The 13,210-nt window shown below is 76.0% G+C and carries 13 protein-coding genes; 8 read left to right on the top strand and 5 right to left on the bottom strand.

From position 1 onward, the window contains the following. Nucleotides 1-192: 192 nt before the first annotated feature. Nucleotides 193-1,080 (bottom strand): hypothetical protein, encoded by an 888-nt coding sequence (locus ACFCX4_RS00400; RefSeq protein WP_376137576.1) that lies wholly within the window; start codon nucleotides 1,078-1,080, stop codon nucleotides 193-195. A gap of 237 nt (nucleotides 1,081-1,317) precedes the next feature. Between ACFCX4_RS00400 and bioB the strand changes: the two genes are divergently transcribed. The 7 genes from bioB (at nucleotide 1,318) to ACFCX4_RS00365 (ending at nucleotide 8,559) form a co-directional block, all read left to right on the top strand. Continuing rightward, nucleotides 1,318-2,589, top strand: coding sequence for a biotin synthase BioB (gene bioB, locus ACFCX4_RS00395; protein WP_376137574.1), 1,272 nt, complete (start codon nucleotides 1,318-1,320; stop codon nucleotides 2,587-2,589). 68 nt (nucleotides 2,590-2,657) lie between these two features. Beyond that, nucleotides 2,658-3,962 (top strand): adenosylmethionine--8-amino-7-oxononanoate transaminase, encoded by a 1,305-nt coding sequence (locus ACFCX4_RS00390; RefSeq protein ID WP_376137572.1) that lies wholly within the window; start codon nucleotides 2,658-2,660, stop codon nucleotides 3,960-3,962. Next, nucleotides 3,959-4,807, top strand: a complete 849-nt coding sequence (bioD, locus tag ACFCX4_RS00385; protein ID WP_376137570.1) for a dethiobiotin synthase — start codon at nucleotides 3,959-3,961, stop codon at nucleotides 4,805-4,807. The genes ACFCX4_RS00390 and bioD overlap by 4 nt, the downstream gene beginning before the upstream one ends. A 141-nt stretch (nucleotides 4,808-4,948) precedes the next feature. After that, nucleotides 4,949-5,395, top strand: a complete 447-nt coding sequence (locus ACFCX4_RS00380; protein WP_376137568.1) for a hypothetical protein — start codon at nucleotides 4,949-4,951, stop codon at nucleotides 5,393-5,395. A 262-nt stretch (nucleotides 5,396-5,657) separates the two neighbouring features. After that, nucleotides 5,658-6,740, top strand: coding sequence for an endonuclease/exonuclease/phosphatase family protein (locus ACFCX4_RS00375; RefSeq protein WP_376137566.1), 1,083 nt, complete (start codon nucleotides 5,658-5,660; stop codon nucleotides 6,738-6,740). Between the two features lie 120 nt (nucleotides 6,741-6,860). Then, nucleotides 6,861-7,511, top strand: a complete 651-nt coding sequence (locus ACFCX4_RS00370) for a hypothetical protein (RefSeq protein WP_376137564.1) — start codon at nucleotides 6,861-6,863, stop codon at nucleotides 7,509-7,511. A gap of 238 nt (nucleotides 7,512-7,749) precedes the next feature. Continuing rightward, nucleotides 7,750-8,559: a thioesterase family protein gene (locus ACFCX4_RS00365; RefSeq protein WP_376137562.1), complete on the top strand. Its 810-nt coding sequence runs from the start codon at nucleotides 7,750-7,752 to the stop codon at nucleotides 8,557-8,559. Between the two features lie 55 nt (nucleotides 8,560-8,614). Here ACFCX4_RS00365 and ACFCX4_RS00360 read toward each other — a convergent pair whose 3' ends face one another. The 3 genes from ACFCX4_RS00360 to ACFCX4_RS00350 form a co-directional block, all read right to left on the bottom strand. Continuing rightward, a complete protein-coding gene (locus tag ACFCX4_RS00360; RefSeq protein WP_376137560.1) occupies nucleotides 8,615-9,172 on the bottom strand; it encodes a hypothetical protein in 558 nt (185 codons plus the stop codon). 193 nt (nucleotides 9,173-9,365) lie between these two features. Then, nucleotides 9,366-9,806, bottom strand: coding sequence for a GNAT family N-acetyltransferase (locus ACFCX4_RS00355; RefSeq protein WP_376137558.1), 441 nt, complete (start codon nucleotides 9,804-9,806; stop codon nucleotides 9,366-9,368). Nucleotides 9,807-9,849: 43 nt separating this feature from the next. After that, nucleotides 9,850-10,551 carry a methyltransferase gene (locus ACFCX4_RS00350; protein WP_376137556.1) on the bottom strand — a complete coding sequence of 234 codons (702 nt, stop codon included), beginning with the start codon at nucleotides 10,549-10,551 and terminating at the stop codon, nucleotides 9,850-9,852. Between the two features lie 542 nt (nucleotides 10,552-11,093). Between ACFCX4_RS00350 and ACFCX4_RS00345 the strand changes: the two genes are divergently transcribed. Beyond that, complete coding sequence (locus ACFCX4_RS00345; protein ID WP_376137554.1) at nucleotides 11,094-12,278, top strand: ROK family protein; 1,185 nt, start codon at nucleotides 11,094-11,096, stop codon at nucleotides 12,276-12,278. Between the two features lie 138 nt (nucleotides 12,279-12,416). On the opposite strand, the gene ACFCX4_RS00340 is transcribed toward ACFCX4_RS00345, so the two are convergent. Further along, nucleotides 12,417-13,190 carry a GntR family transcriptional regulator gene (locus ACFCX4_RS00340; protein ID WP_376137552.1) on the bottom strand — a complete coding sequence of 258 codons (774 nt, stop codon included), beginning with the start codon at nucleotides 13,188-13,190 and terminating at the stop codon, nucleotides 12,417-12,419. Between the last annotated feature and the right edge of the window lie 20 nt (nucleotides 13,191-13,210).

Raw genomic sequence — 13,210 nt, 5'->3', positions numbered from 1 at the left:
GGGTGGGGAATCCGGGGCGGGCCGCGGTGCGGGCTCTCGCGCGGGGCGGGGGTTGGGCCGCGGGGGGCCCCCCGCCCGGCGCCCGGCCGCGGCCGGGCGGGACGACAGCGGCCGGGCGGGCACGACAGCGGGGGCGGGACGCGGTGGACGCGTCCCGCCCCCGTGGCGGTCCGTGGCACGGCCCCGGGGCCGTCACATCCAGACGAACGGCGCGCCCGCGGTGTAGGAGACCGCCCGGGTCGCCTCGTCCAGCAGCTGGTCGATGTTGGCGACGGTCGCCGAGGGCCCCGGCTGCGGGCCCGCCGCCGGCCCGGTGGCACCCGGGGTCGCCGTCGGGCCCGCGGAGCCGGACGGGCCGGCCGTCGGGGTCGGCGAGGCGCCGGCCGGCAGGTGCGCGTCGGCGGGCCGCGAGCTGGTCACCGTCACGTAGTGGCCGACGAGTTCGACGTGCGGCTCGGTCGCGGGCCGGGCCACGGCGGTCGGCAGGACGGGGGCGGTGGAGGCGTCCGGCAGGATGAACGCCACCGAACCGGGCTTGCCGCGCAGCGCCTCGGCCGCCCTGGCGGCGGCCGAGGCGTCGGTGAAGCGCAGCACGGTGGCGCTGCTGAGCACCGGCTTCTCCTGGGCGGTGAAGCTGACGGCCAGGTAGCCCTTGCAGCCGGCCTCGCGCAGCAGGTCCAGGGTGCGGTCCTGGAGCACCTCGGTGCAGTTGTCGCCGCGCCGCACACCGGAGCGCTTGCCCTTGTAGCCGCCGGACTCGACGACCCGCTGGGCGGGGAAGTGCGCGTCGACGTCGAGGGCCTCGGGGTCGGCGAGGGCGCGCGGCGGCGGGTCGCCCACGATGGGCGGGGTCTTGGACGCCTCCCTGCTGGAGGGGCCCAGTCCGGGTATGTAGTCGCCGGGCGTGGGGCGGGTGACGATCCAACCGCCCGCCGCCACCACACCGGCCACCGCGACCCAGCCGACGACCCGTCGGTTGGTCACGCGTCTGGCCCGGTACGACCCGGCCGGCCGCTGCTGGGACGTCTGGTCTGCCGGTGGCCCGGCCGGTGACGGGGCGCGCTCCCCCTGCGTGGTCATGCGGCAGATTGTATGCAGCTCACGGGTGGTGAAGATCACGGGGGCGGAGGTCCCGCGGACGGCGGCGCGGCCGCTCCCGGGGACCGCCCGGCGGCGGCGTCCGGGGGCCCGCCGACCGACGTGACCTGCACCACTACCGTGAGCTGCGACACTGTGACAACTCGCACAGCTTCGCCGGTATCTTCTTGGTGGGTTTCCTCTGGCGTCCGTCGCGGCGCAGCAGGCAGGATCAGCCCCATGGATCTGCTCGATACCCTCACCGCCAAGGGCCTGCGTGGGGAGACCCCCACCCGCGAGGAGGCGCTCGCCGTTCTCGCCACCACCGACGACGAGCTGCTCGACGTGGTCGCGGCCGCCGGGCGGGTGCGCCGGCGGTGGTTCGGCCGCCGGGTGAAGCTCAACTACCTGGTGAACCTGAAGAGCGGGCTCTGCCCGGAGGACTGCTCGTACTGTTCGCAGCGCCTGGGGTCCAAGGCCGAGATCCTGAAGTACACGTGGCTCAAGCCGGGCGAGGCCGCGGAGGCGGCGAAGGCCGGTGTGTCGGGCGGCGCCAAGCGGGTCTGCCTGGTGGCGAGCGGGCGCGGTCCGACGGACCGCGACATCGACCGGGTGACCGACACCGTCGCGGCCATCAGGGAGGCCGACCCGGCGGTGGAGGTGTGCGCCTGTCTGGGCCTGCTCTCCGACAACCAGGCGGAGCGGCTGAAGGCGGCCGGCGTCGACGCCTACAACCACAACCTCAACACCTCCGAGGGCACCTACGGCGACATCGCCACCACCCACACCTACGCGGACCGGGTGGACACCGTGCAGAAGGCCCACGGCGCGGGCCTGTCGGCCTGCTCGGGCCTGATCGCGGGCATGGGCGAGAGCGACGGGGACCTGGTGGACGTGGTCCTCGCGCTGCGCGAGCTGGGGTCGGACTCGGTGCCGGTGAACTTCCTGATCCCGTTCGAGGGCACCCCGCTGGCCAAGGAGTGGAACCTCACCCCGCAGCGCTGCCTGCGGATCCTGGCGATGGTGCGGTTCGTCAACCCGGACACCGAGGTGCGGATCGCCGGCGGGCGCGAGGTGCACCTGCGCAGCCTGCAGCCGCTGGGGCTGCACGTGGCCAACTCCATCTTCCTGGGCGACTACCTGACCAGCGAGGGCCAGGCCGGGCAGGCCGACCTCGACATGATCCGCGACGCCGGATTCGAGGTCGAGGGCATGGGCGAGGGCACCCTGCCCCGGCACCGTGCGGACATCGCGGCGGCCGTGACGGCGGGCTCCGGCGGCGGCTGCGGGACGGCCGCGGCGGGTGCGGCGGCCGGTGCGGCCGGCGGCTGCGGGACGGGTGGCGGCTGCGGTCCGTGCGGCGGCCACGACCACGGCGCCGTCGAGGACGCGGCGGCCGGGACCCCGGCCGTCGGGGCCCCGGTGACCGCCGGCGGCGGCGACGAGGTGCGCACCGACCTGGTCCGGGTGCGCCGCCGCGGTGCCGGAACCGAGCTGGCGCCCAACGCCTGAGGCCGGGCGCCCGTCACCGGGCCCACGCCCGAGCCCGCCGCCGAACACCCCCGGAAAGACCCTTCCCCATGACCCAGTTGTCCACGGACGCCCTGCTCGCACTCGACCGGGCACACGTCTGGCACCCCTACGGGCCGATGCCCGGCACCGTCACCCCGTACGTGGTGGAGTCCGCCTCCGGCGTGCGGCTGCGCCTGGCCGAGCCGGCCCCCGGCGGGCACCGCGAGCTCGTCGACGGCATGTCGTCGTGGTGGGCGGCGATCCACGGTTACGGGCACCCGGTGCTGGACGAGGCGGTGCGCGGGCAGCTGGGGCGGATGAGCCACGTGATGTTCGGCGGGCTCACCCACGAGCCCGCCGTCCGGCTCGCCGCCACCCTGGTGGAGATCACCCCGGAGCCGCTGCGGCACGTGTTCCTCGCCGACTCCGGCTCGGTGTCGGTCGAGGTCGCGATCAAGATGTGCCTGCAGTACTGGCAGTCGACCGGCCGGCCGGCCAAGCGGCGGCTGCTGACCTGGCGCGGCGGCTACCACGGGGACACCTTCCACCCGATGTCGGTCTGCGACCCGGAGGGCGGCATGCACCACCTGTGGGGCGGGGTGCTGCCCGGGCAGCTGTTCGCGCCCGAGCCGCCGGCCGGGTTCGGCGCCCCGCTCGACGAGGAGTACGCCCGCGCCTTCGACGAGTTGATGGGGCGTCACGCGGACGAACTGGCCGCGGTGATCGTGGAGCCGGTGGTGCAGGGCGCGGGCGGGATGCGCTTCCACTCCCCCGCCTACCTGCGGATGCTGCGCGAGCTGTGCGACCGGCACGGGGTGCTGCTCGTCTTCGACGAGATCGCCACCGGCTTCGGCCGCAGCGGCGCGCTGTTCGCCGCCGACCACGCGGGTGTCTCCCCGGACGTGATGTGCCTGGGCAAGGCGCTGACCGGCGGCTACCTCACCCTGGCGGCGACGCTGTGCACGGCCGAGGTCGCGGACGGCATCAGCCGCGGCGAGATGCCCGTCCTGGCGCACGGGCCGACGTTCATGGGCAACCCGCTGGCGGCGGCGGTCGCCGGTGCCTCGATCGCTCTGCTGCTCGAACAGGACTGGGAGCGCGAGGTGAAGCGGATCGGGGCCGGGCTGGAGGCGGGCCTGGCGGACGCGGCCGGGCTGCCCGGCGTCAAGGACGTGCGGGTGCGGGGCGCGATCGGCGTCGTCCAGCTCGACCGTCCGGTGGACATGGCCGCGGCGACCGCGGCCGCCGCACGGGAGGGCGTCTGGCTGCGGCCGTTCCGGGACCTCGTGTACACGATGCCGCCGTACGTGACCGGCGACGAGGACGTGGCACGGATCGCCGCGGCCGTGACGGCGGCGGCGGTGGCCGGATGAGCGCGGCGAACCCGGCGGAGCGCACGGACCCGACGGGCCCGACGGACCCGACCCGACGGGAGGGCGGCGGGCGGGTCGTCTTCGTGACGGGGACCGGGACCGAGGTCGGCAAGACGGTCGCGACCGCGGCCGTCGCCGCGAGCGCGCTGCGCGCCGGGCTGCGGGTCGCGGTGCTCAAGCCCGGACAGACCGGCGTCGCGCCCGGCGAGCCCGGCGACGCCGAGGAGGTCGCCCGGCTGGCCGGCCCGGCGGCCGGCGGCCCCGGCACGCTGACGCTGCGCGAACTCGCCCGCTACCCCGAGCCGCTGGCGCCGGACACCGCCGCACGCCGCGCCGGGCTGCCCTGCCTGGCCGCGGAGGACGTGGCGAAGGAAGTGGCCGCCTTGGCCGGACGGCACGACCTGGTGCTGGTCGAGGGCGCGGGCGGCCTGCTGGTCCGCTACGACGAGCAGGGCCGCACACTGGCCGACCAGGCCCGCGCGGTGCGTGAACTCGGCCGGCCTGCCGAGGTGTTGCTGGTGGCGGCGGCCGGGCTCGGCACGCTCAGCACCACGGCGCTGACCGCCGAGGCACTGAGCGCGCGCGGCCTGCCGCTGCTCGGCGTCGTGGTGGGCGCCTGGCCCCGCTCCCCCGGCCTCGCCGACCGCTGCAACCTCACCGACCTCCCGCGCGCGGCGGGCGCCCCGCTGCTCGGCGCCCTGCCCGAACGCGCGGGCCTGGCCGGGGACTTCCCCGCCCTCGCCGTCGCCGCCCTGGCCCCCGAGCTCCACGGCCACTGGGACGCCGCCGCGTTCACGGCAGCCTTCACCGCGGAGCACGGCGGAGCGCACGCCGACGAGGGCTAGAACGGTGCCTCGCCGCAGCGGGCGCCGGGTGGACAGGACCACCCGCGTCCGCGCGGCGGAAACCGGCGGATTTCGCTCGAACGGGTGAGTTACCGGCCGGAGCGCCACCCTCCTGCGACCGGCCTCAATACGGTTCTCCGCATGACGGATGGCCTGATGGTGGACGAGGCCCTGCGGGCCCTCGCCGCGCTCGAAGCGGCATGGAAGGACGACGACGAGGCCCTGGCCGCGCTGGCCGCGCGGGGGCCGGCCGAGCGGCCGCTCGCGGAACTGGTCGCCCGGTACGGCGAGCACGCCGTGGACACCCTGATGGCGCTGGCCTTCGGACTGCGGTCCAGCATGAGCGACGAGGAACTGGCCGAACTCACCGACGCCGTCAGCTCCAACATCGGCGCCCGGATGAGCGCACTGCTCACCCGGACCCTGCGGGCGTGGGGCGGCACCGCCGGGGACGACCTCGCCGTGGTGAAGGTGATCGCGCACGCGGTGATCGACGCCATGCGGGCGGTCACCGAGGAACCGAGCAAGACCGACGTCCTGCCACTGCTGGCCACCTTCCGGACCTACGCCCTGAGCAACACGCCCTGAGCGGCACGCCCTGAGCCGCACGCCCTGAGCGGCACCCGGCGGGCAGCAACCGCCGGGCAGCAACCGCGGAGCGGCGGCCCCTGCGCGGCAGCCCTCGGGCGGCGCCGTCCGTGCGGCACCCTCCGAGTGAGGTGCCGGGACGCGAGGTGCCCCGGACGCGAGGTGCCCCGACGGACCGCCGGAGCGGCGCCGGGCAGGCAGGACGGCCCCGGGAACCGGGCAGCGGAATCGCTTCTTCCGGCCGCCTGCTACGCTCCGCGCCATGGATCCGGACACCGTCCCGCCCCGATTTCGGCGTGCCCCCGCCCAGTGGCTGACGGTCGGCGCCGCCGCGCTGTGGGCGGTGTTCCTGGTGCTGGACCTCGTGGCGAACGGCCGCTGGTGGTTCTGGCTGATACCCACGCTGGCGCCGCCCCTGCTGTTCCTCGCCGTACCGGTCACGCTGCTCGCGCTGGCCCGGACGGTCCCGGGCCGCTCCGTGCGGCGGTGGCTGCTGCCCGCCGTGCTGGCGCTGCTGGTCGCCGGCCTGCCCCGCGCCGGACTCAACTGGTCGGCCCTGGTGCCGGGTTCCGCGGCCTCGCCGGCCGGCCCGGCGCTGACCGTCTTCTCCTGGAACACCGAGTACTGGGACACCACGGACGACCCGGACACCTTCTACCGCTTCCTGCGGGACCGCGACGCCGACGTCTACCTGCTGCAGGAGTACATGGCGTGGGCGGGCGGCACGCACACCGAGATCGACGGACTCGACCGGATCCGCCGCGAGTTCCCCGACCACGAGGTGGTGGTGGCCGGCGAACTGGTCACCCTCTCCCGCTTCCCCGTGCTCGCCGCACCCCCGGTCGGCGCCGCGCCGGCGGCGGACGCCCCGTGGGCGGAGGTGTTCGACCGGCGGAAGGTGCTGCGCACCGACCTCGACCTGCACGGGCGCACGGTCTCCTTCTACAACGTGCACATCCCCGTCCAGGTGGACACCGAGCGGTCACCGTTCGGCAGCGGCTTCTACCGGGTGGTGCGGGAGGCCGACACGGCCCGCCGCGAGCAGTTCACGGCCCTGGAACGGGACACCGCCGCCAACCCGCAACCGCTGCTGATCGCCGGGGACTTCAACACCAGCCCCGCGATGGGCGACCTCGACCGGCTGCGGTCCCGCTACGCCGACGCCCGCTCGGCGAGCGGTGAGCTCTATCCCGGCAGCTGGGGCGGCATCCTCGGCACCGACTGGTGGCGCCTCGACTGGGCGTTCGCCGACCGCCGGATCGCGGTGGAGCGCTACACGTTCGTCGACGACCTCGGGATGTCCGACCACCGGGGCCAGCACCTGCGGATCTCGCTGCGGCCGTAGCGGGCACCCGGCTCCCCCCGGGGTCCCGGTGCGTCTCTGACGCCCCGCACGGCCCGCGCCCCGCACCCCCCGCCCGTCCCGCCGTCACCGTTCGTCGGTGGCCCGTGCTTCACTACCGGCATGCACGACTCGCACCACGCCTCCGACCTGCACGGACTCCTCGCCCGCCTGCCCGAGCCCGGCACGCTGCGCGACCGCTGCCGGGGCATCGCCATGCTCGACGCGATCCTCGCCCCCGACTGGGTGGACCGCTACTACTCCTTCGACTCCCACTGGGGCGACGGCGAGGAGACGGCGTCCATGCGCGACGGGGAGGGCGACGACTGGTACCTGGTCTTCTCCCCGGCCGGCGTGTACGCCCGCGGCTTCGACCACACCGCGCCCAACGCCGGTGCACGGCTGCTCCCCGAGGTGCCGGAGGCCTTCGCCTCCTGCGTCCGGGAACCGGCGTTCGGCGAGGAGGACGGCGTACCGCTCGCCACCGTCTGCTTCTGGCGCGAGCGCGAGGACGACGCCTGGCGGGCCCCGTCGGCCGCCCCCACCGGCGGCGCGGAGCTGTTCGGGCTGCTCGCCGCCGAGGATCCGGCGCAGGCCTACCGCGACTGGGCCGAGGAGTACCACGAGGCCGAACAGGGCCTCGACCTCGCGGCGATCGCCCACGTCCTCGCCCTGCGCCCGCTCACCGCGGCCGTCGTGGCGGCGCTGCGCGGCGAACCCGGCACGGACGGCCTCGCCGACGACATCGCGGAGATCGGCTACCCGACGGCCTGACCGTCACCGCACCTCCGATCCGGGCCCGGGCGGCGTGCCGCGTGCCGGTGCGGATGCCGTGGTGCACCGCGCCGGTGAAGTCCGTGAAGGAGCCGACAGGGTCGGCGGCCCCGTTCGGCCGGGATCGTCCCGGTGTGCGACAGATCACGGCGACCCGCCCCGGCACCGCCGCCTACGATTCGTGATCGACGTACCCGCTCCGGTGCGTCGCACCGCCCTGTTCGAGGAGACGGATCCCGTGACCACCAGCGATGCCGCGCGCGAGAGCTACTACGAGCGGACGGGCGCGCACACGTTCAAACCCACCGCGCACGCGGGTGGCGCGTGGAGCCCCGACGAGCAGCACTTCAGCCCGCTGGCCGGTCTGGTGGTGCACGCGATCGACGGCTTCCTCGCGGGGCGTCCGGGCGGGCTGACGCTGTCCCGGATCAGCTTCGACATCCTCGGCCGGCTCGCGCTCGACGAGTGCGCGATCACCGTGGAGACCGTCCGGCCGGGCCGCACCATCGAGCTGCTGGAGGCGACCGTGGTGATCGGCGGGCGCGCCGTCGTCCGGGCCCGGGCCTGGCTGCTGACCACCCTGGACACCTCGGCGGTGGCCGACAGTCCGCGGGAGCCGCTGCCGGCGCCCGGGACGCTGCCGTCCTGGGCGATGTCGGAGTCCTGGAACGGCGGTTACGTCGCCTCGGTCGACGTGCGCCGCGTGCCGCCGGTCCGCCGGGGACGCACGGCGGCGTGGCTCTCCTCGCCGGTGGAGCTGGTGGCCGGCGAGCCGATCGGCGACCTCGCCTCCTTCGTCGCCCTGGTGGACACCGCGAACGGCATCGCCGTGCAGCAGGACCCCGCCGAGTGGATGTTCCCCAACCTCGACCTGACGATCCACCTGCACCGCCGGCCGCGCGGCCGCTGGACCGGGCTGGACACCACGGTCACCTTCGGGCCGACGGGCCAGGGGCTCACCAGCAGTGTGCTCCACGACGTGGACGGGCCGGTCGGCCAGGCCGAACAGATCCTCACCGTCCGTCCGCAGCCGGGCGTCTCCGGCTGAGCGGTCCCGGCTGCCGGGCCGGGCGGCACCGAGCACCGGGCACCGGGCACCGGCATCAGGTACCCGCGCCGCCCGCGCCGCCCGGCCGTCGGCCGCGCAGCCACAGCGCCCCGCCCACCAGCAGCGCCGTGCCCAGCGCGTAGGCCGGCAGCCAGCGCGTCGTGGTCGCCGCCAGACAGTCGTCCACCGCCACCCGGCTCTGCTGCTCCTGCACGTGTGCCAGCGCCACGGGGTCGCTCCCGGCGAGGTCCCCCAGCGCGGCCTGCGTGCGCAGGCTCTCGTAGCGGCCCGACTGCACGCATCCGGCACGGGTGCCCGGCATCGGGAACAGCCAGTCCCAGCGCTGCAGCGCGGGGGCCACCGCGAGCGCCACGCACAGGCCGACGACCAGCGCGTACGCCGCCACGCCCCGGTGGTCGGCGGCCGGGCGGCCGGCGCGCTCCCGCCCCGGGCCCGGCCCCGGCATCGGACCCGGCGTCGGTACCGGCACCGGCACCCGGCCGAAGGCCAGCACCACCGTCAGGAGCGTCAGCCCGAGGTAGGCGGAGAACCACTCCCAGGAGCCCTCGGCGAGCGAGAAGGCCAGCACCACGCCCAGCGCGGTGCCCAGCACGCCCGCGTCACTGCCCCCGCCCGCGGAGCCCGCACGGCCACCCGCACGACCCGCGGGACCACCGGCCCGTCCACCCGCACGACCGCCCACACGCCCTCCCGACCGCCCGTCCGTTCCGGAGCGACCAGCCTCCCGCCCGCGCCGCCCGCCACCCCCGGCGCCACACCGGCGGAACGCGCGCCACCCGAACGGATCAGCCCGCCGTCAGCGGCTTCGCCCAGCGGGTCCACTGCGGCTGGGGACCGTACCCCGCCGCCTGCCACGTCCGGTGGCCCAGCAGGTTGTCGTCCAGGACCATCGCGTCCGCCCGCCGGCCGCCGAGCTCGGCGAACCGCCGCTCCGCGGCCGCCAGCAGCGCCGCGCCGATGCCCCGCCGCCGGTGCCCGGGATCGACGGCGAGCCGGTAGAGGTGGCAGCGCCAGCCGTCCCAGCCCGCGATGACCGTGCCGAGCAGCACCGACGGGTCGTCCGACCGCACGGCCACCAGCAGGCAGTCCGGGTCGCGGGCGAGCAGCGCCGCCACGCCCCCGGCGTCGTCGGTGATGCTGGTGCCCCTGGCGGCGCGGGCCCAGAGGGCGAGCACGGCGGGTATCTCGTCGGGGACGGCTGCGCGCAGGCCGAAGAAGTCGCTCACGGCCGAGTGTCTACCAGGGCCTTCGTCCGGCCCGCAGGGATTTTCAGCGGCCGGACGGACCCTCCGCCAGCTCCCACACCGTCGTCGTCTTCAGCGCCGCGTCCTCCAGGTCCGCGATCACCGGGACCTCGTACGCCGCGAGCGCGGTGAACCGCTCGCGCGGCAGGTAGGCCCGGCCCGGGTCGCCGACGATCACCACCGCGCCGCGGGCCCGGGCCCGCTGGAGGAACGGCAGGAACCGGGCCGCCATCGTCCGCTCGTAGAAGACGTCCCCCGCCAGCACGACCTCCGCCGGTGCGCCGTCGCCGTCCAGCAGGTCCTCGACGGCCGCGGTCACCTCGACGCCGTTCGCCGCCGCGTTGACGCCGATGGCGGCGACCGCGTAGGCGTCGATCTCGGCGGCCCGCACCGTGCGGGCGCCGCGCAGCGCCGCCGCGATGCCCACCAGACCCGAGCCCGCCGCGAGGTCCAGGACCGTGCGGCCGGCGACCAGTTCCGGACGGTCCAGCACGTAGCGGGCCACCCCGACGCCGCCCGCCCAGGCGAACGCCCAGAACGGCGGCGGCAGTCCGCGCTCGCCCCGCGCGGACTCGGTGGTCTCCCACAGCGCGATCGCGTCCTCGGCCATGTGCAGCCGCACCTCGGGCACGAAGGGCACCGGCGCGATCCGGGTCCGGGCCCGTACGAAGTCCCGGTCCGACGACATGGCAGCCCCCGTGCGGACCGGGTGTGTCTCGCTCAGCATGCGCAGCAGCATAGGGCCCCTGAGCGGGTGCGCCGCGCCGTGCGCCGGCGCGGGCGAAGCCACGCCCGACGGGGCCGCTCTGACGGACCGTCCGCCGGCCGCTCCGGTTCCCTCCGCAGCTCCGTCCAGGGCTCCTTCCGCAGGTCCGCGCGCCGGGCCGCCGGTGCGCCCCCGGACGGTCCGGCGCGCCGGAAAAGGGCCGCGGACCTGCGCCGGCGCGGCAGTCGCGGGGCCTCCGGGACGGGACGGCGGAGGCCGGATCACGCACCGCCACCCGATGCGTACCATTTCGATACCGAAGCCTGGGTGAGCTGGGAAGATGCTCGCCGGGCGGGGCGGGGCCCCGGTAGCATCCGGCTCAGGCCACCCGGCCCGGCGCAGGCGGCGCAGCACCGTCGTGCCGGATCCGCCGGGCGGCGGACTCCCGCGGGCCACCCGGGGGGCGGCCTCCGGCACGACTTGTCCGGTGGCGCCGTCCGGCGGTGTCCGCGCACACGGCACGCGCGCCAGGGCAGTCGCGCGGAACGGCGAAGGGCAGCGTCTTGGCGGACAGACTCACCGGTGGCGACTCCTCACTCCTGCGGCGGATCAACGCCGCGGTCACCCTGCGGGCACTGCGGGAGGGCCATGCGGTGACCCTGACCCAGCTGGTCGGTGACACCGGACTCTCCCGGCCCACGGTCGAGGGCGTGATCGAGGGGCTGGTGGAGACCGGCCTGGTCGCCGAGGTCGAGCAGCCGCAGGCGGGCGGCCAGTCCGGCGGCGGCCGGCGCGGCCGGCCGGCCCGGTGGTTCCGGTTCCGGGCCGAGGCGGGGCACATCCTGGGCATCGAGATCGGGGTGCACGACATCCGGATCATCCTGGCGGACCTGGCCGGTGAGCTGGTGGGCAGCCACTTCCGCCCGGTCGAGGAGAGCCTGGACGCCGAGGAGCGTCTCAGCACCGTGCGCTCGGTGATCGCCGAGGTGCTGCGCAAGGCGGGCGTCTCCCGGGACAACCTGTGGGCGGTGGGCGTCGGCACGCCGGGCATCGTCGACCGGGACGGCACGGTGCAGCTGGGCACCGCGATGCCGGGGTGGACCGGTCTGGACCTCGGGGCCCGGCTGCGGCGGTCGTTCCGCTGCCCGGTGATGATCGAGAACGACGCCAACCTCGCGGCGATCGCCGAGCACTGGCAGGGGGCGGCGGTCGGCGCCGACGACGTCGTGTTCGTCATGGCGGGCCTCAGTCCGGGCGCCGGTTCCCTCATCAACGGCCGGCTGCACCGGGGTTTCGGCGGCGCGGCGGGCGAGATCGGCGCGCTGCACCTGCTCGGCCAGGAGGTGACGCCGGAGCGGCTGCTCTCCACCACGGGCAAGCCGCTCAACCCGCTGGACGAGGCGGCGGTCGCCCGGGTGCTGCGGCTGGCCCGCGAGGGCGACGAGGTGGCGAAGGTCGCCATGGACCGCTTCCTGACCCGCCTGGTGCAGAGCGTGGCCGCGCTCGTCCTGGCCATCGACCCGCAGCTGGTCGTCGTCGGCGGCTGGGCCGCCGGCCTGGACGGCGTGCTCGACCCGCTGCGCGAGCGCCTCGCGGAGTTCACCCTGCGCGCGCCCGAGGTGGCCCTGGCCGCGCTGGGCTCCGAGGTCGTGGCGATGGGCGCCCTGCGGGTCGCCCTCGACCAGGTCGAGGAGCAGCTCTTCGCCGTCAATCCTCCGGCGGCCGATCCGGCCGCGCTGCGGGTCTGAGGCACGGCGGGGCCCGCCGCCGGGGGGTGCACGACTCCCCCCGCGGCGGGCAGCCGGGGTACGGGCGCGGAGAACGGCCCAGGCCCGGGCGCCCCGGAGGGCGCTCGGACCTGGGCCTGAGGGTTTTACGGAGATGGTTCAGGAGGCGGCGGCACCCACGGGGGTGGCGCCGACGGGGGTGACCTCGACGAGGCCGGTCTCGCCGAAGGTCAGCTTGCAGGTGTCCGCCCGGTAGGTGGAGACGGCGAGCGCGACGAGCCGTCCGGTGGCGGCGTACTGAGTGGTCATCACCAGGACGGGCGAGCCGGGCGGGCGCTCCAGCAGGGCGGCCTCGTCGGCCTCGGCGACGCCCAGCTCGACCGAGCGGGACTCGCCGTCGACCTCCAGTCGCTCCAGCTGGCGCAGCACCGAACGGGCGCGGTCGCTCTCGGCGCGGAAGCCCGGCAGGTGCGGCAGTGCGGCGGCGGGAACGTGCAGCGACTCGGTGGCCACGGTCTGCCCCTTGACCAGCCGCACCCGGCGGACGGTGTGCACGGGCGCGCCCTCGGCGACCCCGAGGGCCGCGGCGAGGCGCCGGGCGGCCGGGGCGGTGGTGCAGTCGACGGTGCGCCAGGCCTGGCTGCGGGCGGCGCCGGGCCAGCCCTCCTCCTGCCGGTTCACCGGGACGCCGACCCGGGGGGCGGCGATCAGGGTGCCGATGCCGCGCCGGCGGACCAGGCGGCCCTCCAGCTCCAGCTGGTCGAGCGCCTGCCGCAGGGTGGCCCGGGCGACACCGAAGCGGCCGGCGAGATCGCGCTCATTCGGCAGGATCTGGCCGGTGGAGAACTCCGTGTCGATCGCGCGGAGCAGCACCGTGCGCAGGTGCCAGTACTTCGGTTCCGGTACCGCCGTGAGCTGTCCTGTCGTACCCACCGTGTCCTCCACCCTGGTGT

Origin of the sequence: Kitasatospora sp. NPDC056327 (genome assembly GCF_042261735.1) — a bacterium.
GTDB lineage: Bacteria > Actinomycetota > Actinomycetes > Streptomycetales > Streptomycetaceae > Kitasatospora.
Note: the sequence above shows the minus strand (reverse complement) of the source record. Positions and strands in the feature narration are given on the sequence as shown.

Coding starts and splice junctions, on each gene's coding strand:
- bioD (WP_376137570.1), top strand. CDS start 3,959: ATGAGCGCGGCGAACCCGGCGGAGCGCACGGACCCGACGGGCCCGACG.
- ACFCX4_RS00350 (WP_376137556.1), bottom strand. CDS start 10,551: ATGCTGAGCGAGACACACCCGGTCCGCACGGGGGCTGCCATGTCGTCG.
- ACFCX4_RS00370 (WP_376137564.1), top strand. CDS start 6,861: ATGCACGACTCGCACCACGCCTCCGACCTGCACGGACTCCTCGCCCGC.
- ACFCX4_RS00400 (WP_376137576.1), bottom strand. CDS start 1,080: ATGACCACGCAGGGGGAGCGCGCCCCGTCACCGGCCGGGCCACCGGCA.
- ACFCX4_RS00390 (WP_376137572.1), top strand. CDS start 2,658: ATGACCCAGTTGTCCACGGACGCCCTGCTCGCACTCGACCGGGCACAC.
- ACFCX4_RS00380 (WP_376137568.1), top strand. CDS start 4,949: ATGACGGATGGCCTGATGGTGGACGAGGCCCTGCGGGCCCTCGCCGCG.
- ACFCX4_RS00375 (WP_376137566.1), top strand. CDS start 5,658: ATGGATCCGGACACCGTCCCGCCCCGATTTCGGCGTGCCCCCGCCCAG.
- bioB (WP_376137574.1), top strand. CDS start 1,318: ATGGATCTGCTCGATACCCTCACCGCCAAGGGCCTGCGTGGGGAGACC.